Raw genomic sequence first — 24167 nt, forward strand, 5'->3', positions numbered from 1 at the left:
AAAACGATGAACGTGGATGAGCTGTTCACCGGCGACCTGATCACCGGCGTCCCGGCCGTCGAGGCCACGCTGCTCGACAAGATGCCGGGCGGCGGCGACAACAACGGCGACCACTGCAGCAAGTGATCCAGGGCTGACACCAGGCGGGGCGGGGCCGCGTACGGCCTCGCCCCGTCACGCGACATGGAAAGGGATGACATGCTGTCGATGTGTCTGCGTCTGGCCGATTTCCAGGAGCCCAAGTGGAGATCAGACGGGAGTCGTTGGGTCAACGGAAAGAGCTGGATCGAGCCGGCGAACGTGTCCACGTTGGTCGTGGAGGTCAACGACGACCAGGCACCACGCGTACGGATTCGCGTGAAGGAGTGCAAGGGGGACGAGGCCGACTTCGTCGCACTCACCATGGAGCCGGGGGAAGTCCGTCTGTCGGCGGGTGCCTTCGGCACTGCCCCGCTCTATCTGGCAGAGGAGACCGGCGAGCTGCACGCCTCGTGGGACCTGACACAACTGCGACCGCATCTGCGGGCCGACCGCTTGGTGCCGCGTGTTGTCGCCCGCACGCTGACGAGGCGGCACCGCTACACGTCCGAGACGCTCTTCGCAGGTGTCCACCGCCTCACTGAACGGGCAACAGCCTCGTTCACCCCTTCGGGACTCACTATCCACTACCCCGACCCCGCTGAACACGTGCTTGTGTCACGCACGCTGCGGCCCGGCGTGGACCCGCTCATGGCTCTGGACGAGTTACTGGCCGACGTCATTCACCAGGCGCCGACGGCAACCGGACGCGTGGGTGTTGAGCTGTCCGGCGGCGCGGACTCCGGGAACGTCGCGCTGGCCGTGAAAGCAGCCCGCTTCCCCGAGGTCCACAGCTTCGGCCTGTTGGTGGGCGGGAGCACCGGCAGGCAGCAGTACGAGCGGCGTCGGGCTCTTGTGGAGCACTGCGGCTTCCGCGACACGGCCACCCCCGCCATGCAGCACCCACCCTTCTGTGCCGGAGGCGTGCGCGACCTGGGCCATCCGCACGATCCGGCGGGAGCCTTCTACCAGGAGGCGTTCGATGTGGTGCGCGAGCAGGCAGCCGCCCGGCGGTGCGAGGTCATGTTCACGGGCAGCGGTGGGGACGAGATCAACGCCCACCACTCCAGGACACAGGCCGAACTGCCGACGCCGGAATCCGTGCCGTGGCTCGGCGACGAAGCAATCCGAGCACTTGCCGAGGTCAACGAGCACCTGGCGCCTATTCCGGTGCTGCCCGTACCGACACTGATGGCGTTCGGGATGCACAACCCCGGATTCCTCCGGGCCGGAATCTGGCCCGTGAGCCCGCTCGCGCACCCACGGATCGTGCGGTTCATGGAGCAGCTACCGCACGAGTACAAGCGCGGCAAGAAGCTGTTCCGCGAACGGATCAGACGGGCCGGGCTACCCGGGTGGGTGGCCGCGCCGACCCACCCGGAGAACTTCCTGGCCGTCCTGGAGGAGGGACTGCGATCCTACGGTCTGCCCGTCCTGGACGACATGGTGAAGGAGTCCATCCTGGTGGACCTCGGCTACCTTGACGGCAAGGCTCTCGCCCAGGTGCGCAGGGATGCCGACTCAACGCCGGTCGTCCCCGATCTGCTGTGCGACGTACTCGCCTTGGAGGTCGGGCTGCGAAGCCTCACGTGACCAGCCCCGACACGGAAGCCGAGCCCGTGGAAGCCACCAACCTCCTGTACCGCGACCCGGCACTCTACGACGCCGTCCAGTCCGACAGCACCGGCGCCGAGATGTGCCAGACCCTGATCGAGCGGCACCGGCCGGACGCCCGGACCCTGGTCGACTTCGGATGCGGTACCGGCCGTGACCTGGAGATCCTGGCCCAGCGCTTCGAGTGCGTCGGTGTGGACCTCCAGCCTGGCATGGTCGACTACGCGCACCAAGCCCGGCCGTGGCTGGACATCCGTACCGGCGACATGCGCACGGTACGGCTCGGCACGCGCATGGACGTCGTGACCTGTGTGGGCAACAGCCTCGCCTACGTGCACGACAACGAGGAGATCGGCCGGGTCTTCGCCACCTTCGCCGCCCATGCCCGGCCGGGCGCGCTGCTCGTGCTCTGTTCCCCCGTCGCCCCGATCGCCCGGACCGAGCCGACCACCGCTACGGTCGACACCCCGACGGGACCTGCGACCGTCACCGTTTGCCACACATGGGACCTGCGGACCCAGATCAACACCACGCACCGGCACTGGGTGTTCCCCTCGGGCGACGAGGCCCGAGACGAGATCCGCAGGCGTGTCCTGTTCCCTCGGGAACTGGAACGCTACGCGGAGAGCGCCGGGTTCGAGGTCCTGGACATGAACGACGGCACGGAGACAGGGCTTACCGGCCCCACTGCGTACACGGTGGCCCGGGAAAAGGCGACCTGAGACGGGGTGCGGCGACGCTCGTGGAAGGTGCGGGCCGTCACAGCTCCCCGTCCGTGTCCCTCCGGGTCTGGGCCGCTCGGCGGAGGCGGTGGTGGCGGGCCGAGCGTTCGGAGACCGCGTCGCCGACCATCGTGCGGACGACATCGCGGAGGCCGTGGAGGGCCTGGTGGCGGGCCGGGCCCGCGCCGGGGTCCTCGCGGAGCTCGCGGAGGAGGGCCCAGCACAGGACCAGCATCACGGCCACGAAGGGGAGGGCGACCAGGATCGTCGCCGTCTGGAGGGAGTTCAGGCCGCCCACCACCAGCAGGACCGCCGCCACCGCCGCCATCAGGACGCCCCACATGACGACCAGCCAGGACGGGGGGTGCAGCGCGCCCCGGCTGGTGAGGGAGCCCATCACCAGGGACGCCGAGTCGGCGCTGGTGATGAAGTAGGTCATGACGAGGACCATCGCCACGTACGACGTCACCGTGCCGATCGGCAGCGCGTCCAGCATCGCGAACAGGGACGCCTCGGCCCCGTTCTCGACGGCGCCCGCGAGGTCCGCCTCGCCGGTGGACTGGAACCGCAGCGCGGTGCCGCCCATCACGCAGAACCAGATGACCGTCGCGCCGCTCGGCACCAGCAGCACGCCGATGAGGAACTCGCGGATCGTCCGGCCGTGCGAGATGCGGGAGATGAACGTGCCCACGAAGGGCGCCCAGGACAGCCACCACGCCCAGTAGAAGATCGTCCAGGCGCCCAGCCACTCGTGGTCGGAGAAGGCGCCGGTGCGGCTCGCCATCGGGAGGAGGTTGTCGAGGTAGCCGCCGACCGAGGCCGGGATCGTGTCGAGGACGTAGACCGTGGGGCCGAGGAGGAAGACGAACACCATCAGGGCCGCCGCGAGCACGATGTTCAGCGTGGAGAGCCACTTGATGCCGCGGTGCAGGCCCGAGAACGCCGACACCACGAACGCCGCCGACAGGGCCGCGATGATGACGAGTTCGGAGGTGCGGGTCGCGTCGATGTCGGCCGTGATGTCCAGGCCCTCCGCCACCTGGAGCGCGCCCAGGCCCAGGCTGGTCGCGGTGCCGAAGACCGTGGCGAAGACCGCCAGCAGGTCGATCACCCTGCCCGGCCAGCCCGCCGCCCGCCGGGCGCCCAGCAGCGGGACGAACGCCGCGCTGAGCCGGTTGCCGCGGCCCTTGCGGAAACCGGCGTAGGCCAGGGCGAGCCCCGCGATGCCGTAGATCGCCCAGGGGGTGAGCGTCCAGTGGAAGAACGAGTACTCCATCGCCGTACGGGCCGCGTCGGGCGTCTCCGGCCGTGCCCCGCTCGCCGGGGGCGGCGTCAGGAAGTGGGTGAGCGGCTCCCCGACGCCGTAGAACATCAGGCCGATGCCCATGCCCGCGCTGAACATCATCGCGATCCAGGCGAGGTTCCCGAACTCCGGCTCCGCGTCGTCCTTGCCGAGCCGGATGCGGCCGAACCGGCTGAACGCGATGACCAGGCACAGGACCAGGAACACGTCCGCCGCCACCACGAACAGCCAGCCGAAGTTGTCCAGCACCCAGGTCAGGCTCGACGACGACACGTCGTCGAAGGAGTCGTCCCCGATCCACGCCCACAGGACGACCCCCACGACGGCGGCCATCCCGATGCCGACGAGGGCGAGGTCCGGAGCGTCGGACTCCGGGGCGCCGGGCGGAGGACCGGGAGGGGCCTGATCGGTGTCGGTGGCATCCGTGCTCATATCGCCCACTATGGTGCGAAATCCCGGTGATCGGTGCGGGGCACGCCGTTCAGGCGCGGTCCGTGCCGCCGCCCGGCGCGCCCAGCGCCCCCGCCATGTTCCGCGCGATGCGGATGAACGTCTCGATCTCGTCCGCCGTCAGGCCCTGCACGGACGCCTCCTCCAGCGTCCGCCACATCGCCGCGATCGGCTCCCGCAGGGCGCGGCCCTTCTCCGTGAGGTGGACGACCATCACCCGCCGGTCGTGCGCGGCCGGTTCCCGGGTGAGCAGGCCCGCGTCCTGCATCCGGCGCAGCGACTTGGAGACCGTGGAGTGGTCGAGGCCGACGCTGTCGAGGAGTTCGGACTGGGTCTGGCCGTCCCGGTCGAAAAGCTGCATGAGCAGCAGCTCCTGCCCCGGGTGCAGCTCCATCTCGCGGAGCATGGCGGCGGCCTGGGCGCGGTGGACGCGGGCGAGCTGGAAGACGGCGTAGCTGAGCCGTCCGTCGCGCGCCGTGTTCGGGGTCGGGGGTACGGCGGTCATCTGTGGTTCCTCAACCGGAGTGGGTGGGGTAGTCGGTGTATCCGGCCGCCCCGCCGCCGTAGAACGTGGCGGGGTCGGGCGTGTTCAGCGGCGCTCCGGAGCGTACCCGCCCGACCAGGTCCGGGTTGGCCAGGGCCAGCGCGCCGACCGACACGACGTCGGCGCGGCCCTGAGCGACGTCCTTCGCGCGCGTCGGGATGTCGGCGCCCGCCCGGTTGAGGACCAGCGCGCCGGGCCACAGGCCGCGCAGGGTGTCGAGCAGTTCGTCGCCGCCGCCCGAGTGCAGCAGGTGCAGGTAGCCGAGGCCGAGGGGGGCCAGCTCGCGGACCAGTGTGGGGTACAGGGTGTCGGTGTCGTCCTCCTGGATGTCGTTGTAGGTGTTGCCGGGGGAGAGGCGGATGCCGGTGCGTCCGGCGCCGATCTCGTCGGCGACCGCCGACGCGACCTCCACGGCGAAGCGGACGCGGTTCTCCAGCGCGCCGCCGTAGCGGTCGGTGCGGTGGTTGGTGTTGCTGGCCAGGAACTGGTGGACGAGGTAGCCGTTGGCGCCGTGGATCTCCACGCCGTCGGCCCCGGCGTCCATCGCCGCCGCGGCGGCCCGGCGGAAGTCCTCGACCGTCGCGGTGACCTCGGCGGTGGTCAGGGCGCGCGGCGTCGGCATCTCCCGCGGGCCGGACGCGGTGAACATGGTGCCCGCGGGGCGGACGGCGGACGGGGCGACCGGCTGCCGCCCGTGCGGGGTGTTGTCGGGGTGCGCGATCCGGCCCACGTGCATGAGCTGGACGACGATCCGTCCGCCCGCCGCGTGCACCGCGTCGGTGACCTTGCGCCACCCGGCGACCTGCTCCGCCGAGTGCAGGCCGGGGGTGAGGAGGTACCCCTGGCCGTCCGGGGAGGGCTGGGTGCCCTCGGTGATGATCAGCGCGTGCGAGGCACGCTGGGCGTAGTACTCGGCGTTCATCTCGGTCGGCACGCCCTCCGGGGTGGAGCGGTCGCGGGTCATGGGGGCCATGACCAGCCGGTGCGGGAGGGCGATGTCACCGAGGGCCGTCGGGGTCCACAGGGCGTTGAGCACGGGGTTCTCCTGGGGGAGTCGGGGTGGGGAGGGGGTGGTCAGGCGACCGTGAGCACGAGCTTGCCGCGGCCGTGTCCGGCGTCGCTGACCCGCTGGGCCTCGGCCGCGCGGGCGAGCGGGAAGACGGCGCCGACGGTGGTGGTCAGCTCGCCCGCGGCGGCCAGCTCGGCCAGCTCCGCGAGTCGGGCGCCGGAGCGGCGCTGCGGGCCCTCGGCGAAGACGACGCCCAGCTCGGCGGCGCGGAAGTCGGCGGTGGTGACGATGCGGTCGGTGGAGCCGCGCAGGGTGATGGAGTCCTCCAGGGCGCCCTTCCCGGCCGCGTCGTACACGGCGTCCACGCCCTCGGGGGCGAGCGCCCTGACCCGCTCGACCAGGCCCTCGCCGTACGTCGTCGCGGTGGCGCCCAGCGCGGTGAGGTACTCCTGGTTGGCGGGCCCCGCGGTGCCGATGACACGGGCGCCGCGGGCGACGGCGAGCTGCACGGTGACCGTGCCGACCGCCCCGGCCGCGCCGTGGATCAGCAGGGTGTCCCCGGCGCCGACGTGCAGCAGGTCGAGCACCCGGTCGGCGGCGTCGCTCGCCACCGGCAGCGTGACGGCGTGCGTCCAGTCGAGGGCGGCGGGCTTCGGGGCGAGGGCGGTGGCGTCGGCGAGGGCGTACTCGGCGTAGGCGCCGGTGTCGGACCAGCCCAGCACCTCGTCACCGGCCTTCAGTCCGTCGACCCCTTCGCCCACCGCGTCGACCACCCCGGCGATCTCGCCGCCGGGGACGGCGGGCAGCGGCACGGGGAAGATCGCCGTCAGCGCGCCGGAGCGGATCTTGCCGTCCACCGGGTTGACGCCGACGGCGCGGACCCGGACGCGGACCTGGCCGGGGCCGGGCTGGGGGATGTCGAGGTCCGTCTCGTGCAGGACGTCGGTGCCGCCGAAGTGGTCAAAGGCGATGGCCTTCATGGTCTCTTCCTTCCGGTTCATGGTCGTCTCCGTGCGGAGAGCGGCGGCCGACCGTTAGTAGGTGGCCAGCCACATAAAGACCGTAGCACTCAATGTGTGGCTGGCCAAGTAATGCTCCGGAAGGGTGTCTCGGGCAACCAGTTCTGGTCATGTTCATGGCCGAGACCGGCCATTCCGCCCTGGTGCGCGGCTGATCCGCCCGCTACCCGACCGGTCCGGGCAGCGGGCGGCGTGCCACCTCGTGGGCCTCGGGTGCGGCGACGCCCAGCATCCGCAGGACCAGTTCGGCCATCCGGGCCGCCGTCTCGTCGCCGTCCAGGTCGGGGCGGGCGAACCGCAGCTCCACCAGGGAGAGCAGCGAACCGCCCATCGCGGACAGTGCCACGGTGGCGTCGACGGGCGTGAAGCGGCCGGTCGCGGTGCCGCGTTCCAGGTCGCGCAGGGCGCGCGGGGCGAGCCCGGTGCCGGAGTGGATGTGGCCGAGGCCGCGGTGGCGCAGGACGCGCATCAGCTCCGGGTGCGAGTCCGCCATCCGGGCGCTGAGCCGGAAACCGGCGGCGACCAGCTCCGCCGGGTCGTCGATGCCGTCCAGCCGCTCGTCGAAGGCGCGGCCGAACTCCTCCAGGGCGTCCGTGACCGCCGCGTCGAACAGCTCCGTCTTGGAGACGAAGTGGTTGTAGAACGAGCCGAAGCCGACGTCCGCGCGCTCGGCGATGGTCTGGATGCTCGCGCTGGTGTCACCGGTCTCCGCGAGGATCTGCCGCGCCGCGCGCACCAGCGCCCGCCTGGTCTCGGCGCGGCGGCGCTCGAACCGGTTCCGGGGCGCGGCGGACGTGGTCTCACGGCTGGACTGCGCGGTCATGCCGTGAGTCTAGTCGCCGGGTGGTGGGGCATCCCAGTTCTGATGGTGTCATCAGGGAACCTGTAGGGGGCGGTACGTTCACGCACCTCACCACCCCGTCCGCAACAGGTGGTTGACCAGCAGCGCCACCACCGCCTGCGCCGGGAGCCAGAGCCGCGGCCGGGGCAGGAAGGCGCACGCGGGCAGCAGCCACACGGCGAACGGCAGCCAGATCCGCTCCGTCTCCGCCTTGCTCATGCCGGACAGGTCGGCGATCAGCAGCGCGAGCAGCGCCGCGCACACCAGCAGCGCCAGCCGTACCTCCGGCACGGCCGGGGACGACTTCAGCGGCCCGCCCTGGCGCAGCAGCGTCACGCCGGTGCGGCGCAGGCCCGCGACCGTGGCGAGGCCGACCACCAGGACCGTGCAGGCGAGGTTGGCCCAGACCCAGTAGCCGTACGGGCGGAAGCCCCCCGCGCCCTGGTTGTAGCGGTCGACGAGGAGGTGGTACGCCTCCCAGTAGTCGAAGCCGTAGAGCGTGAACACCGTCGGTACGACCACCAGACCCGCCAGCAGGAACGGCGCCCCCGCGAGCAGCTCCCGCACCCGGTCCCGGGTGACGAGCACGACGCCCGCGAGGATCACCGCGCCCAGCGTGAGGCCGTAGGAGAGGTAGCAGGTCAGGCCGAACAGCAGGCCGGAGCCGAACAGCGCCGCCCGCCTGCGCCCCGCCGTCGGCGCGGTCGCCGCCAGCGCCAGCAGCGCCACCGACCAGGCGGCCACCGCCGCGAAGTAGGCGTCCGCCGAGGTGCCCATCCACACCGCGCCCGGCGCCAGCACCAGGAACGGCGCCGCCCGCCGCGCCAGCCGCTCCCCGGCCAGCGCCCGCACCGCGACCAGCACCGCGAGGACGGCGGTCGTGCCGCCGGTGACGCACCACACGCCCGCCCAGCCGCCGCCGCGCAGCCCGATCCGGTCCAAGAGCACGAAGGTGACCGTCGCCGCCGGGGGGTGCCCGGCGATGTGGGCGGGCCAGTGGTCCGTGCCGGGCTGGATGAGGATGTGGTCGGTGAAGGTGGCCAGGGCCGCGGGGATGTCGTGGAACCGGTCGATGACCTGGAGGTACTCGTAACGGGTGGTCAGGCGGCGGGCGACGCCGCGGTGCCAGCCGTCGACCAGGGCGAGAGAGAACGTCCACGCCAGCGCCGTCGCCCACGCCGTGGCGAGCAGCGCCCGCCACGGCAGCCGGGCGGCCAGTGTGGGGCCGTACGCCACCACCGCGACCGCCACCAGCAGCGCGGCCGGGGTGCCGGGGCCGAGGTGCGGGTCCCAGGAGGCGAGCAGGGGCGGCCAGTTGACGGACAGCGTGTGGTACGTGTCCTCGATGTGGCGGCCGACGAGGACCGCCGCGACGAACAGCGCGACCGCCGCCACCGCCGCGAGCAGGTCGGGCGCGCGGCGCGCGGCGGGCGGGGTGCGCTGGTCGGTCTCGGGGCCGAGCGAAGTGCGGGTCACACCGGAACGCTAGGCCGCCGCGCCCGGGACCGGCTGGTACGCGCGGCGGACGTCAGCGTTTCGTCATCGGTCACGGGCCGCCGACCCGGCCGGAGCGGGCCTACGGTCAGGGCATGGCACGGTCTCCGTTTCCTCCCTCCAACCCCGCCTTCTGGCGCAGCCCCGTCCGCGGCACCCGGTTCACCGCGGTGCTCGGCGTGGTCCTGCTCGCCGGGATCTCGGTGCTCCTGCTGACCGGGTTGCTGTCGTACGCGGCCTACAACCCGAACCTGTCGCCGGTCAACGACAAGACGCCGGACAAGGGGCTGCTGGGGTTCTACCTGTTCTCCTGGCCGACCAGTCCGCACTGGCTGTACCGGCTCAACCAGGGCGTCCACGTCACGCTCGGGATCACCCTGGTCCCGGTGCTGCTGGCCAAGCTGTGGTCCGTCATCCCGCGGCTGTTCGCGCTGCCCCCGGTGCGGTCGCTCGCCCACGCGCTGGAGCGGCTGTCGCTGCTGCTGCTCGTCGGCGGGGCGCTGTTCGAGTTCGTGACCGGGGTGCTCAACGTCCAGTTGGACTACGTCTTCCCCGGGTCGTTCTACCCGCTGCACTTCTACGGGGCGTGGGTGTTCCTCTCCGCGTTCCTCGCGCACGTCGCGCTGAAGCTGCCGCTGGCGCTGCGCAATCTGCGCCGGATGCGGGAGGGGGCGGCGGAGGGTGAGGACGCGGCGGAGGCGGCGGAGGCGGAGGCCCCGTTGGTGGCTCCGGCGCCCGATCCGGCGACCGTGTCGCGGCGCGGGGCGCTGTGGTTCGTCGGCGGTGGCTCGGCGCTGCTGTTCGTCACCAGCGCGGGGCGCTCCTTCGACGGGCCGCTGCGGCAGACCGCCCTGCTCGCCCCGCACGGCGGGCCGGAGCCGGGCGGCGGTCCCGGCGGCTTCCAGATCAACAAGACGGCCGCGTCCCGGGGCGTCCGCCCGGCCGAGACCACCGAGGACGCCTGGCGGCTGGTCGTCACCGGACCCACCGGCACGGTCCGGCTCGCCCGCGCCGACCTCCTCCGGCTGCCGCTGCACAGCTCGTCGCTGCCCATCGCGTGCGTGGAGGGCTGGTCGACGTCCGACCAGTGGTGGCGGGGCGTACGGCTGCGGGACCTCGCGGCGCTCGTCGGCTACGACGATCCCGACCGGGCGCCCGACGTGCTGGTGGAGTCGCTGCAACGCACGGGGGCGTTCCGGAAGGCCGCGCTCCGTGCCAACCAGGTCCGTGACGGGCGGTCGCTGCTCGCCCTGGACGTCAACGGGGAGCCGCTCACGCCCGACCACGGCTTCCCGGCGCGGATCATCGTCCCGGCGGCGCCGGGGGTGCTCAACACCAAGTGGGTGGGGCGGCTGGAGTTCGGGGACCTGTGAAGGAGACTGACATGCGCGTCCGGGTGACATCACCGCTGCCGGTGGGCAGCCCGCTGCGGATTCTTCTGCTGGCCTGCTCCTTCGCCCTCGCCGGGTACGCGGGCGTACGGCTGCTGGAGGGCGACTGGTTCCAGGTGCTGCTGTGGTTCGTGGGCGCGGCGCTCCTGCACGACCTGGTGCTGCTGCCGCTGTACGCGACGGCGGACCGGGCGGTGGTACGGGCGTTCGGCGCGGGCGCGCGCCGGGAGTGGACGGCGTACGTGCGGGTTCCGGCGGCGTTCTCCGCGCTGCTGCTGCTCGTGTGGTTCCCGCTGATCACCGGGCGGGTCGACGCCCGCTACCACGCCGCCACCGGCATGTCCGCCGACGGCTTCCTCGGCCGGTGGCTGCTGGTCAGCGCCGCGCTGTTCGCCGCGTCGGCGCTGCTGTTCGTGTGGCGGCTACGGCGGGCGGCGAGGGCGGCGCGGCCTCCGGCGGGGCGCTGAACCCCGGCCGGGTGCTGGATCCCTGGCCGGGTGCTGGATCCCTGGCCGGGTGCTGGATCCCCGGCCGGGTGCTGGATCCCTGGCCGGGTGCTGAACCCCTGGCCGAGCGCTGGATTCCCGGGTGCGCGGCGCTTTCCGTGTGTGCGGCGCCCCGGATGTGCGGCGCCTTCCGTGTGTGCGGCGCTCCGGATGCGTGGCGCCCCGCGTGCGCGGCGCCCGCGTGCGCAGCGCCTCCCGCGTGCGCAGCGTCCCCCTGGGCGCCGCGCCCCTCACGTGCGCAGCGCGACGAAGCGGCGCCCCCCGTCCGACCACTGGTCGACGGCGTGCCAGCCCGTCGCGTCGGCGTGCCGGAGGAGGGCCGGGGTGCCGAGCCGGGCCCACGGGAACGGGGTGCCCGCGATGCGGTGGGCGGCGGCCAGTTGGACGACCTGGACGTGGACGCGTTCGTCGATGTCGACGGGCGCGGTCTCGGCGATCAGCAGGCCGCCGGGGGCGAGGAGTGCGGCGAGGCGTTCCAGCAGGGCGCGCGGGTCGCCGCCTATGCCGACGTTGCCGTCCATGAGGAGGGCCGTGTCCCAGCCGCCCTCGCCGGGCAGCGGCTCGAAGACCGAGCGGCGCAGCGCCCGGCCGCCGTGCCGGACGGTGTGCGCGACGGCGGCCTCGCTGACGTCGATGCCCAGGGTGCGGCGCCGCCGGGCGACCAGCGCCGCCACCAGCCGCCCAGGCCCGCAGCCCACGTCGAGCACGGCGCCCTCGCAGCGGTCCAGGACGGCCAGGTCCACCGGGTCGGCGGCGGCGCACCACCGCTCCACGTCCAGCGGCAGCAGCCAGCCGTCCGACCGCTCAAGGAACAGCGGCCCCCGTCCGGCGCGCAGCGCCTCGGAGTAGGGGTCCCCGGTCTGCCAGGGGGCCGGGGCGGTGTCCCAGGCGGTGGCCGCGCGCTCCTCGGTGAGGTCGTGGGCCGTACTCATCGGACGGTCGGCACGGTCGGCACGGTCGTCGCGGTCGCGGCGGTCAGCCGGGCCAGCGTCGCGGCGAAGCGGCTCCCCGGCGCGGCGGCGGCGACCGCCCGGGCGTCGGCGGCGGTGTCGACGTCCCGCAGCCGCGGCAGCTCCCGCACCCGCAGCCCCGCGTCCGTCAGCCGCGCCCGCTGCACGGCCCCCGTCACCGGCGTCGACATGGGCACGCCCCGCAGCAGCGCGGGGTCGGGGGCGGCCAGGCCGAGCGCCCAGAAGCCGCCGTCCTCCGCGGCCCCGAAGTAGGCGTCGCAGTCCGCGAAGTCCACGGTGAGGAGGTCCGGGGTGACCTGCGGGGTGTCCATGCCGACCAGCAGGGCCGGGCCGCCGTCGCACCCGGCGAAGGCCGCGGCCAGCCGCTCGTCCAGGCCGCCCGCCACCTGCGGTACGACGTCGAAGCCGGGCGGCAGCCACGGCCCCGGCGCCCCGTCGAGGACCAGGACCCGCCGGGTGGCGGGCGTGGCGGCGACGGCGGCCAGGGTGTCCGCGAGGGCCGCCGCGGCGAGCGTCGCCGCCTCCTCGGGGATGAACGGCGGCGTCAGCCGGGTCTTCACCCGGCCGGGCCGCGGCTCCTTGGCGATGACGAGCAACGTGCTCAACTGGCTGTGCCTTCCCGGGTGGTGGTCAGGGGTCGTGCCGCGGGCGGTTCGGCCAGCACCCGGCTCATGTCGCGCACCGCCTGCCAGGTGCCGCGCCAGGTGCCGGTCACCTTGGACGCGCCGGTGCGCGGCAGGTACGGCACGTCGTGCTCGGTGACCCGCCAGCCCGCGTCGGCGGCCCGCACCACCATCTGGAGCGGGTAGCCGCTGCGCCGGTCGGTGAGGTCGAGGCCGAGCAGCTCCGTACGGCGGGCCGCGCGCAGCGGGCCGAGGTCGTGCAGGCGCAGCCCGGTGCGGCGGCGCAGCATCCGGGACAGGGCGAGGTTCCCGGCGCGGGCGTGCGCGGGCCAGGCGCCCCGGCCCTGGGGACGGCGCCGTCCGAGCACCAGGTCGGCGGCGCCCGCGCGGACCTCCGCGACGAACGGCACCAGCAGGCCCGGGTCGAGGGAGGCGTCGCAGTCGCAGAAGCAGACGATCTCGGCGGTGGCCGCCGTCAGCCCGGCGTGGCAGGCGGCGCCGAAGCCGCGCCGGGACTCGTGGACGACCGTCGCGCCCAGCTCGCGGGCGATCTGGGCGGAGCCGTCGGTGGAGCCGTTGTCCACGACCAGCGCCCGCCACCCGGCGGGGACGCGCTCCAGCACCCAGGGCAGCGCGTCGGCCTCGTCCAGGCAGGGCAGGACCACGTCGACGTCGGCGCTCACCGCCGCTCCCCGGCCATCCCGGCGCGGGCGAACTCGCGCATCCCCTCCTCGAAGCCGACCTCCGGCTTCCAGCCCAGCTCGGCGCGGAGCCGCGCGGAGTCGGCGGTGATGTGCCGGACGTCGCCGAGCCGGTACTCGCCGGTGACGACGGGCGCGGGCCCACCGCACGCGGCGGCCAGCGCCGCCGCCATCTCCCCGACGGTGTGCGGCTCGCCGCTGCCGGTGTTGTACGCGGTCAGCGCGCCGGGCGGCAGGTCGGCCTCCAGCGCGGTCGCGCCCGCCGCCGCGATGTCCCGTACGTGCACGAAGTCCCGGCGCTGGCGTCCGTCCTCGTAGACGCGGGGGGCCTCGCCGCGGGCCAGCGCGGAGCGGAAGAAGGAGGCGACCCCGGCGTACGGGGTGTCGCGGGGCATCCGCGGGCCGTACACGTTGTGGTAGCGCAGCGACACCGCCGCGCCGCCCGTGGAGCGGGCCCACGCGGCGGCCAGGTGCTCCTGCGCCAGCTTGGTGGTGGCGTACACGTTGCGCGGGTCGACCGGGGCGTCCTCCGCGACCAGACCGGGCGTCAGGTCGGCGCCGCAGGCGGGGCAGCGCGGCTCGAACCGGCCGCCGTCCAGGTCGGCCACGGCGCGCGGACCGGCCGCACCAGGCCGTGCCGGGGGCAGTCGTAGCGGCCCTCGCCGTACACCACCATCGACCCGGCGAGGACCAGCCGCCGTACCCCCGCGTCCGCCATCGCGGCGAGCAGGACGGCGGTGCCGAGGTCGTTGTGGGAGACGTAGTCCGGGGCGTCACCGAAGCCGGTGCCGAGGCCGACCATGGCGGCCTGGTGGCACACCGCGTCCACCCCGGCCAGGGCGCGGGCGACCGCGGCGCCGTCGCGCACGTCGGACCGGGCGTCCGCCCGCACGTCGTAGACGACGGGTTCGTGCCCGCGCGCCGTCAGTTCCTCCACCACATGGGACCCGATGAACCCGGCACCGCCGGTGACCAGTACACGCATACGGCCACGCTAGATCCGCGACCCGGCCGGACCGCAGGGCCGCGCCCGGCACGTCATGACTCCGTAAGAGGTCGCGGCTCCGGTTTCCGTCCGCCAGCGCCGGGGGCGGGGCCGGTACGGTCACCCGGGGGGCGTAGCCGGGACGGCGGCCCCGGGATTACTCCGTACAGGTGGCCCGGAGGCCGGGTTGTCCTGGGCCGTGGCCGGTCGCACACCGTGTCGCTGTTGGGCCGAACGGGTGACTTGGCGTAAGAATTGGCTGGTGCAGGAGATGAGCGCGAGTCAGATCGGGGGAGCCGGTGCCACGCCACGACGTCACCGATGAACAGTGGGAGGGGCTCGCCCAGGTCGTTCCGCTGCGCGGCCGGGACGCCTGGCCGTCCGCGGTGGACCACCGCGCCCACCCGGAGGCGGAGACGGAGGCGCGGCGGCGGTTCGTCGTGCTGCGGGTCAACGTCTTCGCGGACGCCCGGGAGGTCGCCGAGACGCTGATGTCCGGCATCCCGGTGCTCCTCGACCTCTCCAGTGCCGAGACCGAGGTCGCCAAGCGCGTCCTCGACTTCAGCACCGGCGTGGTCTTCGGGCTGTCCAGCGGGATGCACCGGGTGGACCGGAACGTCTTCCTGCTCACCCCGCCCGGCACGGAGGTGCAGGGGCTGATGCGGGGGGTGGGGGTGCCGGGGGTGTGAGGGGAGGCCGCGGTGTACACCTGACGCCGTGACCGAACCCCTTGACGTGGCGGGACTCCAGCGCAGGCTGGTCGAGTTCGCCGCCGCCCGCGACTGGCAGCCGTACCACACGCCCAAGAACCTGGCCGCCGCGCTCAGCGTGGAAGCCTCCGAACTGCTGGAGATCTTCCAGTGGCTGACGCCGGAGGAGTCGGCCCGGGTGATGTCCGACCCCGGTACGGCGCACCGGGTCACGGACGAGGTGGCGGACGTCCTCGCCTATCTGCTCCAGCTCTGCGCCACCCTCGGCGTCGACCCGCTGGCCGCCCTCGCCGCGAAGATCGAGCGGAACGAACGGCGGTTCCCGGTGCCGGGCGGTGGCGGGCCCGAAGCGACGTGACGGGCGGGCGACGGGACGGCGACAACCGGTGGAACGATGGGCTCCACTCTCACTCTCCGTATCGAAAATCGGCTCTGGGTCCGAATTGTTGTCCATAATTTTCCGCCTTCCTCTGGTATTTGGACTCAAGCACCCTCACGCTGGGTAGTGAACAAGGGAGTTCGGGCGGACGCGCGGGAGCGTGTCATGACGACGGGGCGAGCGCATGGACGCGGTGCGGCTCATCGTGACGAGCAGACGTGCCCTGGCGGGCAGCGGCGAGGTGCCGCACATCCTCACGGAGGTGTGGCAGGCGCAGGCGCTGGCCCAGGCCATAGGCAGCCGCCTCGCGGTCACGGGCCCGCCCGAGCTGCGCGGCGAGGCCCTCGGCCTGACCGAACTGGCGGGCCGCGGCTGCGGCGTGCTCGACACCCCCGAACTGGCCCCCGGCGAACTGCGCGCCGCCCAGCTCACCGAGCTGGGCGACGCCCGGCAGACCCTGCTGCGCCTCGGCGGACTGCTCGGCGAGGTCGGTATCGCCCTGGTCGGCATCACCTGCGCCGCGCCCGACGAGGGCACGTACTGGCAGTGCATGGAGGCCATCGACGCCGCGGACGAGTCCCGCGACCGCGTCGTGGAGATGCTCAGCAAACTCGCCGACCGCGAGCAGGCGTTACGGCAGCAGGCGCTGTCGGAGCGGGAGGCGGGATGACGACGACCGGCCGCGGGCGGCGGCCGGTTCCTGTCCCCCCGCTCGCGGCGGCGCGCGGTGGACCCGGTGGGCGGCCCTAGGGCCTGTCGTTTGGATCAGGTCGCAGGGCATCGGCGGTGGATGATCAGTGCCGGTGAGCGGGGTCTGGTGCGTGCGGCTGCAAGGCGGAGGAGGGCGGCGACGCGGAGCGTCGGCAACCGACGACAACGCGGCAGACGTGCGTGCCAGACCCCGCGTCTGCGGCATGATCCAAACGACAGGCCCTAGGTGCGGCGGCGGGGCGCCGGGCCGCCGCTCTGGAGGTGCAGGGCGCGCAGGGCCGCCTCCAGGGCGAAGCGGTGGTCCGGGTCGGCCAGGCGGTCGCCGAGGTGGGCGTCGAGGTTGCGCAGGCGGTAGCGCACGGTCTGGGCGTGGACGCCGAGCATCTCACCGACCTGCTCGGCCGGTGCCCGGGTGGAGACGTGCACGCGCAGGGTCTCCACCAGCCGGTCCCGGCGGCTGGCGGGCATCCCGTCCAGCGGGGCCAGTTCGCGGGCGGCGAGCTGGGAGACCAGGGGCGCGTCGGACAGCAGCCAGATGGTGACCAGGTGGTCCTCGCAGCGGACCAGGGGCGCGTCGGCCACCGCGCCCTCGTCGACGAGCTGGAGCACCCGGCGCGCCCAGCGGATGGAGTCGGCGGCCTGCGTCAGCGGCACCGTCAGGCCCACCGCGGCGTGGGTGCCGGACAGCGCCGCCTGGAGCATCGTCAGCCGCTCCGGGGTCAGCGCGCCCGGGATCAGCAGGTGCGGGTGCGGGACGTCGAGGTCCACGAGGACGTCCCCGGCCAGCCCGGCCTCCAGGTGCTCCGGCACCGGCGTGCGCAGGGCGACCATGGTGACCTCGGCCGGTAACTCCCAGGCCGCGGTCTCACAGAGCCGGGGCAGCTCGTGCGGCAGCGGCGGCGCGGCGAGGATGAGGTGCAGCAGCCGTCTGCGCTGCGCGGACACCTCCGAGTTGGCCCGTGACAGCACCTCCACGTAGCCCTCCCGGGAGACCGCCTCCAACTCCTCGACGTAGGCGAACAGCGCGTCCGCGAAGGCGAGGACGAGGGTGGGGGAGAGCTGGTACTGCTGGCCCACCGCCTTGGCGCGGCGCAGCGCGATCCGCGCGCCGAGCCGGAACGCCCCCTGGAGGGTGTCCAGTTCGCGCCCCTCATAGGCTTCGACGCGGCCGAACTTGCGCAGGAGCTGGTCGCGGAGGGCGGAACTCTTGCCGGGCTCCGCGACCCGGTCGACGAAGGCGGACAACGCCTGCTCCACGCCCTGGCGGATGGCGCCCGAGTTGGGGCCGTTCAGTAGTCGGCCGTAGACGGGGTAGGCCCGGGTGACCTCGGTGCGGATCTCCTTGATGAGGCCGGGTAACTCCGGTCTCATCAGGGCGGCGAACTCCTTGGGGAGGGGCCCGATAGGTTCACCGACCTCCGGCGGGTGCGTGATGGAAGACATGAGGTGCCCCTTGCTCTCCGTTGCGCCCGTGATGGGGGGAACCGGCCGTGTGCCGCCGCCCACCGCGGTGGGCGGCGGCACACGACCGGCCGTCAGGTGCTGCCTGTCTGGGCTGATGAAGTTAAAACAACTTCTTTTCCCCGTACACAGCTTGTGCACATTTCGGTGCGGAGGGACGGGACGGGACTGCGGGGACGGCTGAGAATCGCCCGTGGGCGGCCATTAGTCGACGGCCGAGTGCCATGCCTGGGAGAGCACCTTGCCCGCGTTCGGCGCGACCGTGCCGGGGGCCGTCAGACCGGCCAGGTAGGTCTGGCTGTTGTTGAGGGTCAGGCTGTTCTTCCCGGCGGCGGAGGGCAGGCCCGTCTTGGCGTTGACGGCCGCGTCGATCAGCCCCAGCAGCCCGAGGCCGCAGCCGCTCGCGCCGGGCACCGCGAAGGTGCTGTCGTTCTGGGTGGACCCGGTCAGCTCGATCCGGGTCAGCGCCCCGTCGTCGGCGGCGGTGCCGTCCCCGTTGAAGAAGGAGATGCCGAAGTCGGGGAAGGTGAGGTTCTGCGGGCGCAGCACGATCGGCGCGCTGCGGGTGCCGATGTAGCAGTTGCTGCCCAGGAACGGGTTCTCCAGGTGGATCCGCACCGGTATGGCGACGATCGGCTCGCCGGTGACGATGCCCGCGGTCTGGTTGAACGCGTACGGCGTGCCCACGGACTCCACCGTGGCGGTGATCTTGTTGAGCGTGCTGTTGGTGAGCTGGTCGCAGATGGCCGTGACGAAGGGGATGTCGCTCGGGCACATCAGCCCGAGCAGTCCGCCGGGGACGGTCGCGGAGTCCGCGACGAGCGCGCCGCCGGACGGGGCGATGACGGTGCTGGTGCCGTCGTCGTTCTGCACCACGCCCATCTGGAGGTTGGTCTTCCCGGTGGTGACGACGGTGTTGCCCAGCTTGATGGAGCCGCTGGGCGAGGACGCGACCACGCACTGCGGGGTCTTCACCAGGCCGTCCGCGGCCAGCATCGCCGGGGCGTCCACGGGGCAGCGGGTGAACGGCGCCCACGCGCCGTTCGGCGTGACCGCGGCGGTCGCGGTGCCGGTGGCGGCGAAGGCGGTGAGGGCGGTGCCGAGGGCGGTGACGGTGGCGAGTCGGGCGCCGAGGGCGGTGCGGTTCATGGGTGGTGGCCTTCCGTGTCGTCGGAGGGGAAAGGAGGGGAAAGGAGGAGACCGGAGGAGAGGGGGCGGGCGGAGCGGATCAGCGTTCGGGCTTGGGGACGATCCGGGGCTGGAGGTCCTCGGTGCACTCGTTCGGGTTCGGCACCAGCGGGGCGCAGGTCTGGCCCTGGATCAGCTTGATGTAGTTGCCGGGGCCGGAGACCGAGGCGGTGAGCAGCCGGTCGAGGTTCTCGCCGCCCGCCGTGCAGCCGGTGAACGCGGGGATGGCGAACTCACCGGTCAGCGGGCCGCCGGAGGACAGCAGATAGCCGGTGGCGACCTCGCCGCCGATCTGCTCGCCGCGGCCGTACAGCACCACGTGCTTGCCGGGGTGCTGCTCCGGGTCCGGCTCCTCGGACGTGAGCTCTTCCCGGGTACGGCAGTCGGGGCCGACGTCCAGCGGGGTGCCGTTCACCTCCAGCGCGGTGACCCGGAGGACCACCGGCACCCGGACGTAGGTGTCCAGGCTGATGAAGTTCTGCAGGAAGTCGTAGAACCCCGACGAGTCGATGGTGATCGGGCCGGTCTGCTCCAGCACCATCGTGGCCGTCGTCGGCGTGAAGTCGAAGGTCAGGAAGGTCGACTTGAAGGGCCCGATGCGCTGGCGCCCCTCGTCGTACAGCTCGCCCGTGGACTTCTGGCTGAGCTTGGCGCCGGAGAAGTCGGGCAGGAAGTCCAGGTTCAGCTCGCCCTGTTCGAGCATGGTGCACGACAACGGGATGAGGGACGCGCCCTTGAGCTTGCGCACGTTGGAGTAGCCGGTGATGTACGCGACCATCGAGGACGGCGTGGCGGGGTGCGCCTCGTCGTACTTGCAGGTCGGCCCCTCGGCGGTGGACGTCGCGCCGCCCGGCGCGGTCTCGGTGATCTCGGGGGCGCGGTTGCCCTGCCGTTCCTCCTCCTCGGGAGCCTCGGAGGCGGAGGGGGAGGCGGACGGCGTCCCGCTGGGTGACTCCGTGCCGGTGCCCGGCGCGGTGCCGACGGCCACGGTGGCCAGCCGTCCGCCGTCCGGGGCGTCCTCGGCGAGGGCGCACTCCACGGTGACCGCGGCGGGCTCGGTGGGGGTGCCGTCGGCGGTGGCCGGGGCCAGGTCGAGGGTGAGGCTCCCGGCGGTGAAGGTCAGGTCGCCCGCGCCGTTCGCGGTGACCGTGGCCACGTCGCCCGTCGCGGTCAGGGTCAGCGGGCCGGACGGTGGCACGGTGACCGGCTCGGCGGTCCCCCGCCAGGTCGCCTGGGCGGTGGTGTCGCGCTGGGCCACGCCGATGTCGAGCCGGGTCGCCGCCTGGGCGCTGGCCGCGCCGAGCGCGGCGAGGTCGGCCGCCGCCTGCTCGGGCAGTTCCACGGTGGTGGTGACGTCCGTCGGCTGGACCGGCTCACCCGGCGCCACCTGGGCGGGGAACGCGGCCGTGACCCGTACGGTGGCGGGCTGCTGACCCGACGGCAGGGCGCAGACGTAGGGCAGCGCGGCGTCGACCGGCTGCGACTGCGCGGCGAGGGCCTGGGCGGGCAGGGTGGCCGCCAGCACCACGAACGCGGCGACCACCGCGTTCCGCGCCCGGCCGCGGGCGGGGCGGCGCGGGGCGCGGCGAGGGTCTGTCATGGAGTACTCCGCTGGGTCGTCGGGCGGTCCGCGCGGGCGGTCGTGGGGCACGCGCGGGCAACTCGCGTGCGCCCGGCCGGTGGCACCGGCCGGGCGTTGCTGGCGAGGGCTACGATCACGGAGGGTTGGAGCCCACCACCTTCGGGATGGTGGTGGTGCCGGTCACCTTGACCGCGTAGTTGCCCTTGAAGATGGGCTTGGTGGCGGTGGTGACGACCGTGCCGCAACCGGAGGGCGCGGAGACGGACAGTTCACCGGAGACGCTGCTGACCGCGAGGATGCCGGTGGAGTTGGTGTAGGTGCCGGACGCCTTGCCGGTCACGGTGAACGAGCAGGTCCCGGCGGTCACCTTCGCCGAGATGTTGTCGACGTAGCCGGTGGTCACCCCGGTCGAGGCGTTGTAGTCCACCGCCTTGATGGTCCAGGGCAGGGTCGCCACCGTGGTCACGTTGCCCAGGACGCTGGTGCACGGCTGGGCGGCGGTGCCGAAGTTGATGGCGCTGATGGTGGCGACCGTCGCGGGGTTGCCCGTGGCGCTCTGCATCGTGCCGGACGCCGTCGACGTCGTACACGTCATCGGGATACCGGCCGTCATGACGATGTTGCCGCTGTTGGGTGCCGTGAAGCTGGCCGGGGACGGCGTGACGGTCCAGACGGTGGACGCCACCGCGGAGGACGGGGCGACGGCCATACCGAACGCGGCCGCACCCGCGCCCGCCACGACGGCGATTCTTTGCGTGGTTTTCTTCATGGTTCGGGGACTCTCCTTGTGGATTGAGGGCAGAGGTCCACGGCGCGGAAAACTCCGGCCGACGAACAGGGACGTTACTTGCGGGAAACTTAGCCGAACAATGCCGCCGACCATGATTCTTTGTACGGGGTAAGAATCCTGTCCCGCAGGTGAGCGATCCGCGCCGGGCTTTAGTCAGACCGGTGCTAAGGGCGGGGGTTCCGGGCGTCCGGTACCGGCCGTCGCGACTTTCGCACTGGATGACAAAACCGGGTCCCCGATTTGGGTTCGCGGTGACAGGTTCACGGGCGTCCGGCGATTTTCGAGGGAAAACTCGGAACCCGCTCTTGCCTGCCTAGGTTACTCAGCCGTAGCGTCCGGGTGTCAGGCCCCGTCCGGTCTGTGACCGGGGAGACAAGTGCCGGGGCGCTGTTTGTCTGCTCGGTGACAAAGAGCGCGACGGTGGCTCGAATGTGTGGTCCGGCCTGTTGTCAGTGCACCGCGCACCGGCTTAACGTGCGCTCCGCGTGCACGCCGACGCACCCTTTTTGGAGGTGATGTGGGAATCGAAGTGGCGGTCGAGGGGCTGACCATGTCCTTCGGCAAGCAGACGATCTGGAGGGATGTGTCCCTCACCCTGCCACCCGGCGAGGTCAGCGTCATGCTGGGCCCGTCCGGCACCGGAAAGACGGTGTTTCTGAAATCGCTCATCGGGCTGCTCAAACCACAGCACGGCCGGGTTCTCATCAATGGCGTCGACATGGTGAACAGCCCTGCCCGCGACATTTACGAGACCCGTAAGGTATTCGGGCTCATGTTCCAGGACGGCGCCCTTTTCGGGTCCATGTCCGTCTTCGACAACATCGCCTTTCCGCTGCGCGAGCACACCCGCAAGAAGGAGTCCGAGATCCGCCGCATCGTCATGGAGCGGATCGAGGTCGTCGGGCTGCTCGGCGCCGAGGGCAAGCTGCCCGGCGAGATCAGCGGCGGGATGCGCAAGCGGGCGGCCTCGCCCGCGCCCTGGTCCTCGACCCGCAGATCATCCTCTGCGACGAACCCGACTCCGGGCTCGACCCGGTGCGCACCGCCTACCTCTCCCAACTGCTGATCGACCTGAACGCGCGCACCGACGCGACGATGCTGATCGTCACCCACAACCTCGACATCGCCGCCCAGGTCCCCGACAACATGGGGATGCTCTTCCGGCGCGAACTGGTCACCTTCGGCCCCCGTGAGGCGCTGCTGACCAGCGACGAGCCGGTGGTGGCGCAGTTCCTCGACGGCTGCCGCGAGGGCCCGATCGGGATGTCCGAGGAGAAGGACGCCGCCACCCTCGCCGCCGAGGCCGCCGGTCCCGCCACCCTCGTCAAGGCGCGGCCCCGCGTGATCGTCCCGCAGTTGGAGCCCTCCGAGGGCCTGCCGCCGCGCCGTGCCGTCGCCCGCCACCGGGAGCGGGTCAGGGGCATGATCGACACCCTGCCGCCCGCCGCCCAGGAGGCCATCCGGCAGTCCTACGCCGCCCACCCCACCGCGCCGCTGCCCACGGCCGGGAGCGGCGCATGATCACCGCCGCGCTGCGGGAGACCGGTCACCTCTTCGCGCTCGCCGCCGAGGTGGCCCGGGGCATCTTCCGACGGCCGTTCCAGTTCCGGGAGTTCATCGAGCAGTTCTGGTTCATCGCCAGCGTCACCATCCTGCCCGCCGCCCTCGTCTCCATCCCGTTCGGCGCGGTCATCGCCCTCCAGGTCGGCTCGCTCACCCAGCAGCTCGGCGCGCAGTCCTTCACCGGCGGCGCCAGCGTCCTCGCCGTCGTCCAGCAGGCCAGCCCGCTCATCGTCGCCCTGCTGATCGCGGGCGCGGGCGGCTCCGCGATCTGCGCCGACCTCGGCTCCCGCAAGATCCGCGAGGAGCTCGACGCCATGGAGGTCATGGGCATCTCGCCGGTGCAGCGCCTCGTCGTACCGCGGGTGCTGGCCACCATGGGCGTGGCCGTGCTGCTCAACGGGCTGGTCTCGGTGGTGGGCATCCTCGGCGGGTACTTCTTCAACATCTTCCTCCAGGACGGCACCCCCGGCGCCTACCTGTCCAGCTTCTCCGCCCTCGCCCAGCTGCCCGACCTGTACGTCAGCGAACTCAAGGCGCTCGTCTTCGGGTTCCTCGCGGGCCTGGTCGCCGCGTACCGCGGACTCAACCCGCGCGGCGGGCCCAAGGGCGTCGGCGACGCCGTCAACCAGTCCGTCGTCATCACCTTCCTGCTGCTCTTCTTCGTCAACATGGTGATGACGAGCGTCTACCTCCAGATCGTCCCGCCGAAGGGAGGCTGAGGCCGGTGGCCTCCCCGCTCGTCTGGCTGGACCGCTCCGGCGACCAGCTCCTGTTCTACACCCGCGCCCTGCTCTGGGTGCCGCGCACCCTGCACCGCTACCTCAGGGAGGTGCAGCGCCTCCTCGCGGAGGTCGCGTTCGGCACCGGCGGCCTCGGCGTCGTCGGCGGCACCATCGGCGTGATGGTCGCGATGACCCTGTTCACCGGCACCGTCGTCGGACTCCAGGGGTACGCCGCCCTCGACCAGATCGGCACCGCCGCGTTCACCGGGTTCGTCTCCGCCTACTTCAACACCCGCGAGATCGCCCCGCTGGTCGCCGGGCTCGCCCTGTCCGCCACCGTCGGCGCGGGGTTCACCGCGCAGCTCGGCGCGATGCGCATCAACGAGGAGGTCGACGCCCTGGAGGGGATGGGCGTCCACTCGATGCCCTACCTCGTCACCACCCGCATCATCGCCGGGGTCGTCGCCATCATCCCGCTGTACGCGATCGGGCTGCTGTCGTCCTTCCTGGCCTCCCGGTACGTCACCGTCTGGTTCAACGGCCAGTCCGCGGGCACCTACGACCACTACTTCAACCTGTTCCTGTCACCCACGGACGTCCTGCTGTCCGTACTGAAGGTGTTCCTCTTCAGCGTGATGGTGATCGTCGCCCACTGCTACTACGGCTACCGCGCCACCGGCGGCCCGGCCGGGGTCGGCGTCGCCGTGGGCCGGTCGGTGCGCAACGCGATCGTGCTGATCAGCGTCACCGACTTCTTCCTGTCGCTGGCGCTGTGGGGCGCCACCACGACCGTGAAGGTGGCGGGCTGAG

Annotated in this window: 22 protein-coding genes and 2 pseudogenes; 10 read left to right on the forward strand and 14 right to left on the reverse strand. The window is 72.7% G+C overall.

The genetic code is table 11. The features are described from left to right. The first annotated feature begins 198 nt into the window (after positions 1-198). Both ACFQZ6_RS27130 and ACFQZ6_RS27135 read left to right on the forward strand, forming a co-directional pair. Positions 199-1671 (forward strand): asparagine synthase-related protein, encoded by a 1473-nt coding sequence (locus ACFQZ6_RS27130; protein WP_381613776.1) that lies wholly within the window; start codon positions 199-201, stop codon positions 1669-1671. Continuing rightward, positions 1668-2414, forward strand: coding sequence for a class I SAM-dependent methyltransferase (locus tag ACFQZ6_RS27135; protein ID WP_381613779.1), 747 nt, complete (start codon positions 1668-1670; stop codon positions 2412-2414). The genes ACFQZ6_RS27130 and ACFQZ6_RS27135 overlap by 4 nt, the downstream gene beginning before the upstream one ends. Positions 2415-2451: 37 nt before the next feature. Here ACFQZ6_RS27135 and ACFQZ6_RS27140 read toward each other — a convergent pair whose 3' ends face one another. The 6 genes from ACFQZ6_RS27140 to ACFQZ6_RS27165 all read right to left on the reverse strand — a co-directional run bounded on the left by ACFQZ6_RS27140 (position 2452) and on the right by ACFQZ6_RS27165 (position 8987). After that, positions 2452-4149: a BCCT family transporter gene (locus ACFQZ6_RS27140; RefSeq protein ID WP_381613782.1), complete on the reverse strand. Its 1698-nt coding sequence runs from the start codon at positions 4147-4149 to the stop codon at positions 2452-2454. 49 nt (positions 4150-4198) lie between these two features. Continuing rightward, positions 4199-4672: a MarR family winged helix-turn-helix transcriptional regulator gene (locus ACFQZ6_RS27145; RefSeq protein WP_381613786.1), complete on the reverse strand. Its 474-nt coding sequence runs from the start codon at positions 4670-4672 to the stop codon at positions 4199-4201. 10 nt (positions 4673-4682) lie between these two features. Continuing rightward, entirely contained in the window at positions 4683-5747 is a 1065-nt protein-coding gene (locus ACFQZ6_RS27150; protein ID WP_381613789.1) for an alkene reductase, read from the reverse strand. Positions 5748-5785: 38 nt separating this feature from the next. Beyond that, a complete protein-coding gene (locus ACFQZ6_RS27155; protein ID WP_381618680.1) occupies positions 5786-6700 on the reverse strand; it encodes an NADP-dependent oxidoreductase in 915 nt (304 codons plus the stop codon). A 202-nt stretch (positions 6701-6902) separates the two neighbouring features. Next, the gene (locus tag ACFQZ6_RS27160; RefSeq protein ID WP_381613792.1) at positions 6903-7562 is read right to left on the reverse strand and encodes a TetR/AcrR family transcriptional regulator; all 660 of its coding nucleotides are present in this window, start codon (positions 7560-7562) and stop codon (positions 6903-6905) included. 87 nt (positions 7563-7649) lie between these two features. Further along, positions 7650-8987, reverse strand: a complete 1338-nt coding sequence (locus tag ACFQZ6_RS27165) for a hypothetical protein (protein WP_381618683.1) — start codon at positions 8985-8987, stop codon at positions 7650-7652. A gap of 182 nt (positions 8988-9169) precedes the next feature. On the opposite strand from ACFQZ6_RS27165, the gene ACFQZ6_RS27170 reads away from it, so the two are divergent. Continuing rightward, positions 9170-10447 carry a molybdopterin-dependent oxidoreductase gene (locus ACFQZ6_RS27170; protein WP_381613795.1) on the forward strand — a complete coding sequence of 426 codons (1278 nt, stop codon included), beginning with the start codon at positions 9170-9172 and terminating at the stop codon, positions 10445-10447. An 11-nt stretch (positions 10448-10458) separates the two neighbouring features. Next, positions 10459-10932, forward strand: coding sequence for a hypothetical protein (locus ACFQZ6_RS27175; protein ID WP_381613798.1), 474 nt, complete (start codon positions 10459-10461; stop codon positions 10930-10932). Positions 10933-11201: 269 nt separating this feature from the next. On the opposite strand, the gene ACFQZ6_RS27180 is transcribed toward ACFQZ6_RS27175, so the two are convergent. The 4 genes and pseudogenes from ACFQZ6_RS27180 to ACFQZ6_RS27195 all read right to left on the reverse strand — a co-directional run bounded on the left by ACFQZ6_RS27180 (position 11202) and on the right by ACFQZ6_RS27195 (position 14251). Next, complete coding sequence (locus ACFQZ6_RS27180; RefSeq protein ID WP_381613800.1) at positions 11202-11903, reverse strand: methyltransferase domain-containing protein; 702 nt, start codon at positions 11901-11903, stop codon at positions 11202-11204. After that, a complete protein-coding gene (locus tag ACFQZ6_RS27185) occupies positions 11900-12547 on the reverse strand; it encodes a TIGR04282 family arsenosugar biosynthesis glycosyltransferase (protein WP_381613803.1) in 648 nt (215 codons plus the stop codon). Before ACFQZ6_RS27185 ends, ACFQZ6_RS27180 begins: the two co-directional genes overlap by 4 nt. Further along, positions 12544-13248, reverse strand: coding sequence for a glycosyltransferase family 2 protein (locus tag ACFQZ6_RS27190; protein ID WP_381613805.1), 705 nt, complete (start codon positions 13246-13248; stop codon positions 12544-12546). Before ACFQZ6_RS27190 ends, ACFQZ6_RS27185 begins: the two co-directional genes overlap by 4 nt. Beyond that, positions 13245-14251, reverse strand: a pseudogene (locus tag ACFQZ6_RS27195) (NAD-dependent epimerase/dehydratase family protein). Before ACFQZ6_RS27195 ends, ACFQZ6_RS27190 begins: the two are co-directional and overlap by 4 nt. Positions 14252-14550: 299 nt before the next feature. On the opposite strand from ACFQZ6_RS27195, the gene ACFQZ6_RS27200 reads away from it, so the two are divergent. From ACFQZ6_RS27200 to ACFQZ6_RS27210, 3 genes are all read left to right on the forward strand, one after another. Beyond that, positions 14551-14940, forward strand: a complete 390-nt coding sequence (locus tag ACFQZ6_RS27200) for a cell division protein SepF (protein WP_381613808.1) — start codon at positions 14551-14553, stop codon at positions 14938-14940. A gap of 28 nt (positions 14941-14968) precedes the next feature. Then, the gene (locus ACFQZ6_RS27205) at positions 14969-15319 is read left to right on the forward strand and encodes a nucleotide pyrophosphohydrolase (RefSeq protein WP_381613811.1); all 351 of its coding nucleotides are present in this window, start codon (positions 14969-14971) and stop codon (positions 15317-15319) included. Positions 15320-15524: 205 nt separating this feature from the next. Continuing rightward, positions 15525-16010, forward strand: coding sequence for a DUF6099 family protein (locus ACFQZ6_RS27210; protein WP_381613814.1), 486 nt, complete (start codon positions 15525-15527; stop codon positions 16008-16010). Between the two features lie 263 nt (positions 16011-16273). On the opposite strand, the gene ACFQZ6_RS27215 is transcribed toward ACFQZ6_RS27210, so the two are convergent. The 4 genes from ACFQZ6_RS27215 to ACFQZ6_RS27230 all read right to left on the reverse strand — a co-directional run bounded on the left by ACFQZ6_RS27215 (position 16274) and on the right by ACFQZ6_RS27230 (position 21051). After that, entirely contained in the window at positions 16274-17494 is a 1221-nt protein-coding gene (locus ACFQZ6_RS27215) for a helix-turn-helix domain-containing protein (RefSeq protein ID WP_381613817.1), read from the reverse strand. 222 nt (positions 17495-17716) lie between these two features. Then, complete coding sequence (locus ACFQZ6_RS27220; RefSeq protein ID WP_381613820.1) at positions 17717-18661, reverse strand: hypothetical protein; 945 nt, start codon at positions 18659-18661, stop codon at positions 17717-17719. Between the two features lie 79 nt (positions 18662-18740). Further along, positions 18741-20300, reverse strand: a complete 1560-nt coding sequence (locus ACFQZ6_RS27225; protein WP_381613823.1) for a DUF6801 domain-containing protein — start codon at positions 20298-20300, stop codon at positions 18741-18743. 115 nt (positions 20301-20415) lie between these two features. After that, a complete protein-coding gene (locus tag ACFQZ6_RS27230; protein ID WP_381613826.1) occupies positions 20416-21051 on the reverse strand; it encodes a hypothetical protein in 636 nt (211 codons plus the stop codon). A gap of 538 nt (positions 21052-21589) precedes the next feature. Here ACFQZ6_RS27230 and ACFQZ6_RS27235 point away from each other — a divergent pair. From ACFQZ6_RS27235 to ACFQZ6_RS27245, 3 genes and pseudogenes are all read left to right on the forward strand, one after another. Beyond that, positions 21590-22593, forward strand: a pseudogene (locus ACFQZ6_RS27235) (ABC transporter ATP-binding protein). Then, positions 22590-23354 carry an MlaE family ABC transporter permease gene (locus tag ACFQZ6_RS27240; RefSeq protein ID WP_381613829.1) on the forward strand — a complete coding sequence of 255 codons (765 nt, stop codon included), beginning with the start codon at positions 22590-22592 and terminating at the stop codon, positions 23352-23354. Before ACFQZ6_RS27235 ends, ACFQZ6_RS27240 begins: the two are co-directional and overlap by 4 nt. A 5-nt stretch (positions 23355-23359) precedes the next feature. Continuing rightward, positions 23360-24166 carry an MlaE family ABC transporter permease gene (locus ACFQZ6_RS27245; RefSeq protein WP_381613832.1) on the forward strand — a complete coding sequence of 269 codons (807 nt, stop codon included), beginning with the start codon at positions 23360-23362 and terminating at the stop codon, positions 24164-24166. Position 24167: the final 1 nt, after the last annotated feature.

Origin of the sequence: Streptomyces flavalbus, assembly GCF_042674625.1 — a bacterium.
Classification (GTDB): domain Bacteria; phylum Actinomycetota; class Actinomycetes; order Streptomycetales; family Streptomycetaceae; genus Streptomyces; species Streptomyces flavalbus.

Bases quoted from the DNA above. Each gene is read 5' to 3' on its own strand.
- ACFQZ6_RS27155 (WP_381618680.1), bottom strand. From the start codon at position 6,700: ATGAAGGCCATCGCCTTTGACCACTTCGGCGGCACCGACGTCCTGCAC.
- ACFQZ6_RS27225 (WP_381613823.1), bottom strand. From the start codon at position 20,300: ATGACAGACCCTCGCCGCGCCCCGCGCCGCCCCGCCCGCGGCCGGGCG.
- ACFQZ6_RS27160 (WP_381613792.1), bottom strand. From the start codon at position 7,562: ATGACCGCGCAGTCCAGCCGTGAGACCACGTCCGCCGCGCCCCGGAAC.
- ACFQZ6_RS27130 (WP_381613776.1), top strand. From the start codon at position 199: ATGCTGTCGATGTGTCTGCGTCTGGCCGATTTCCAGGAGCCCAAGTGG.
- ACFQZ6_RS27230 (WP_381613826.1), bottom strand. From the start codon at position 21,051: ATGAAGAAAACCACGCAAAGAATCGCCGTCGTGGCGGGCGCGGGTGCG.
- ACFQZ6_RS27220 (WP_381613820.1), bottom strand. From the start codon at position 18,661: ATGAACCGCACCGCCCTCGGCGCCCGACTCGCCACCGTCACCGCCCTC.
- ACFQZ6_RS27175 (WP_381613798.1), top strand. From the start codon at position 10,459: ATGCGCGTCCGGGTGACATCACCGCTGCCGGTGGGCAGCCCGCTGCGG.
- ACFQZ6_RS27145 (WP_381613786.1), bottom strand. From the start codon at position 4,672: ATGACCGCCGTACCCCCGACCCCGAACACGGCGCGCGACGGACGGCTC.
- ACFQZ6_RS27180 (WP_381613800.1), bottom strand. From the start codon at position 11,903: ATGAGTACGGCCCACGACCTCACCGAGGAGCGCGCGGCCACCGCCTGG.
- ACFQZ6_RS27240 (WP_381613829.1), top strand. From the start codon at position 22,590: ATGATCACCGCCGCGCTGCGGGAGACCGGTCACCTCTTCGCGCTCGCC.
- ACFQZ6_RS27170 (WP_381613795.1), top strand. From the start codon at position 9,170: ATGGCACGGTCTCCGTTTCCTCCCTCCAACCCCGCCTTCTGGCGCAGC.
- ACFQZ6_RS27215 (WP_381613817.1), bottom strand. From the start codon at position 17,494: ATGTCTTCCATCACGCACCCGCCGGAGGTCGGTGAACCTATCGGGCCC.
- ACFQZ6_RS27140 (WP_381613782.1), bottom strand. From the start codon at position 4,149: ATGAGCACGGATGCCACCGACACCGATCAGGCCCCTCCCGGTCCTCCG.
- ACFQZ6_RS27210 (WP_381613814.1), top strand. From the start codon at position 15,525: ATGGACGCGGTGCGGCTCATCGTGACGAGCAGACGTGCCCTGGCGGGC.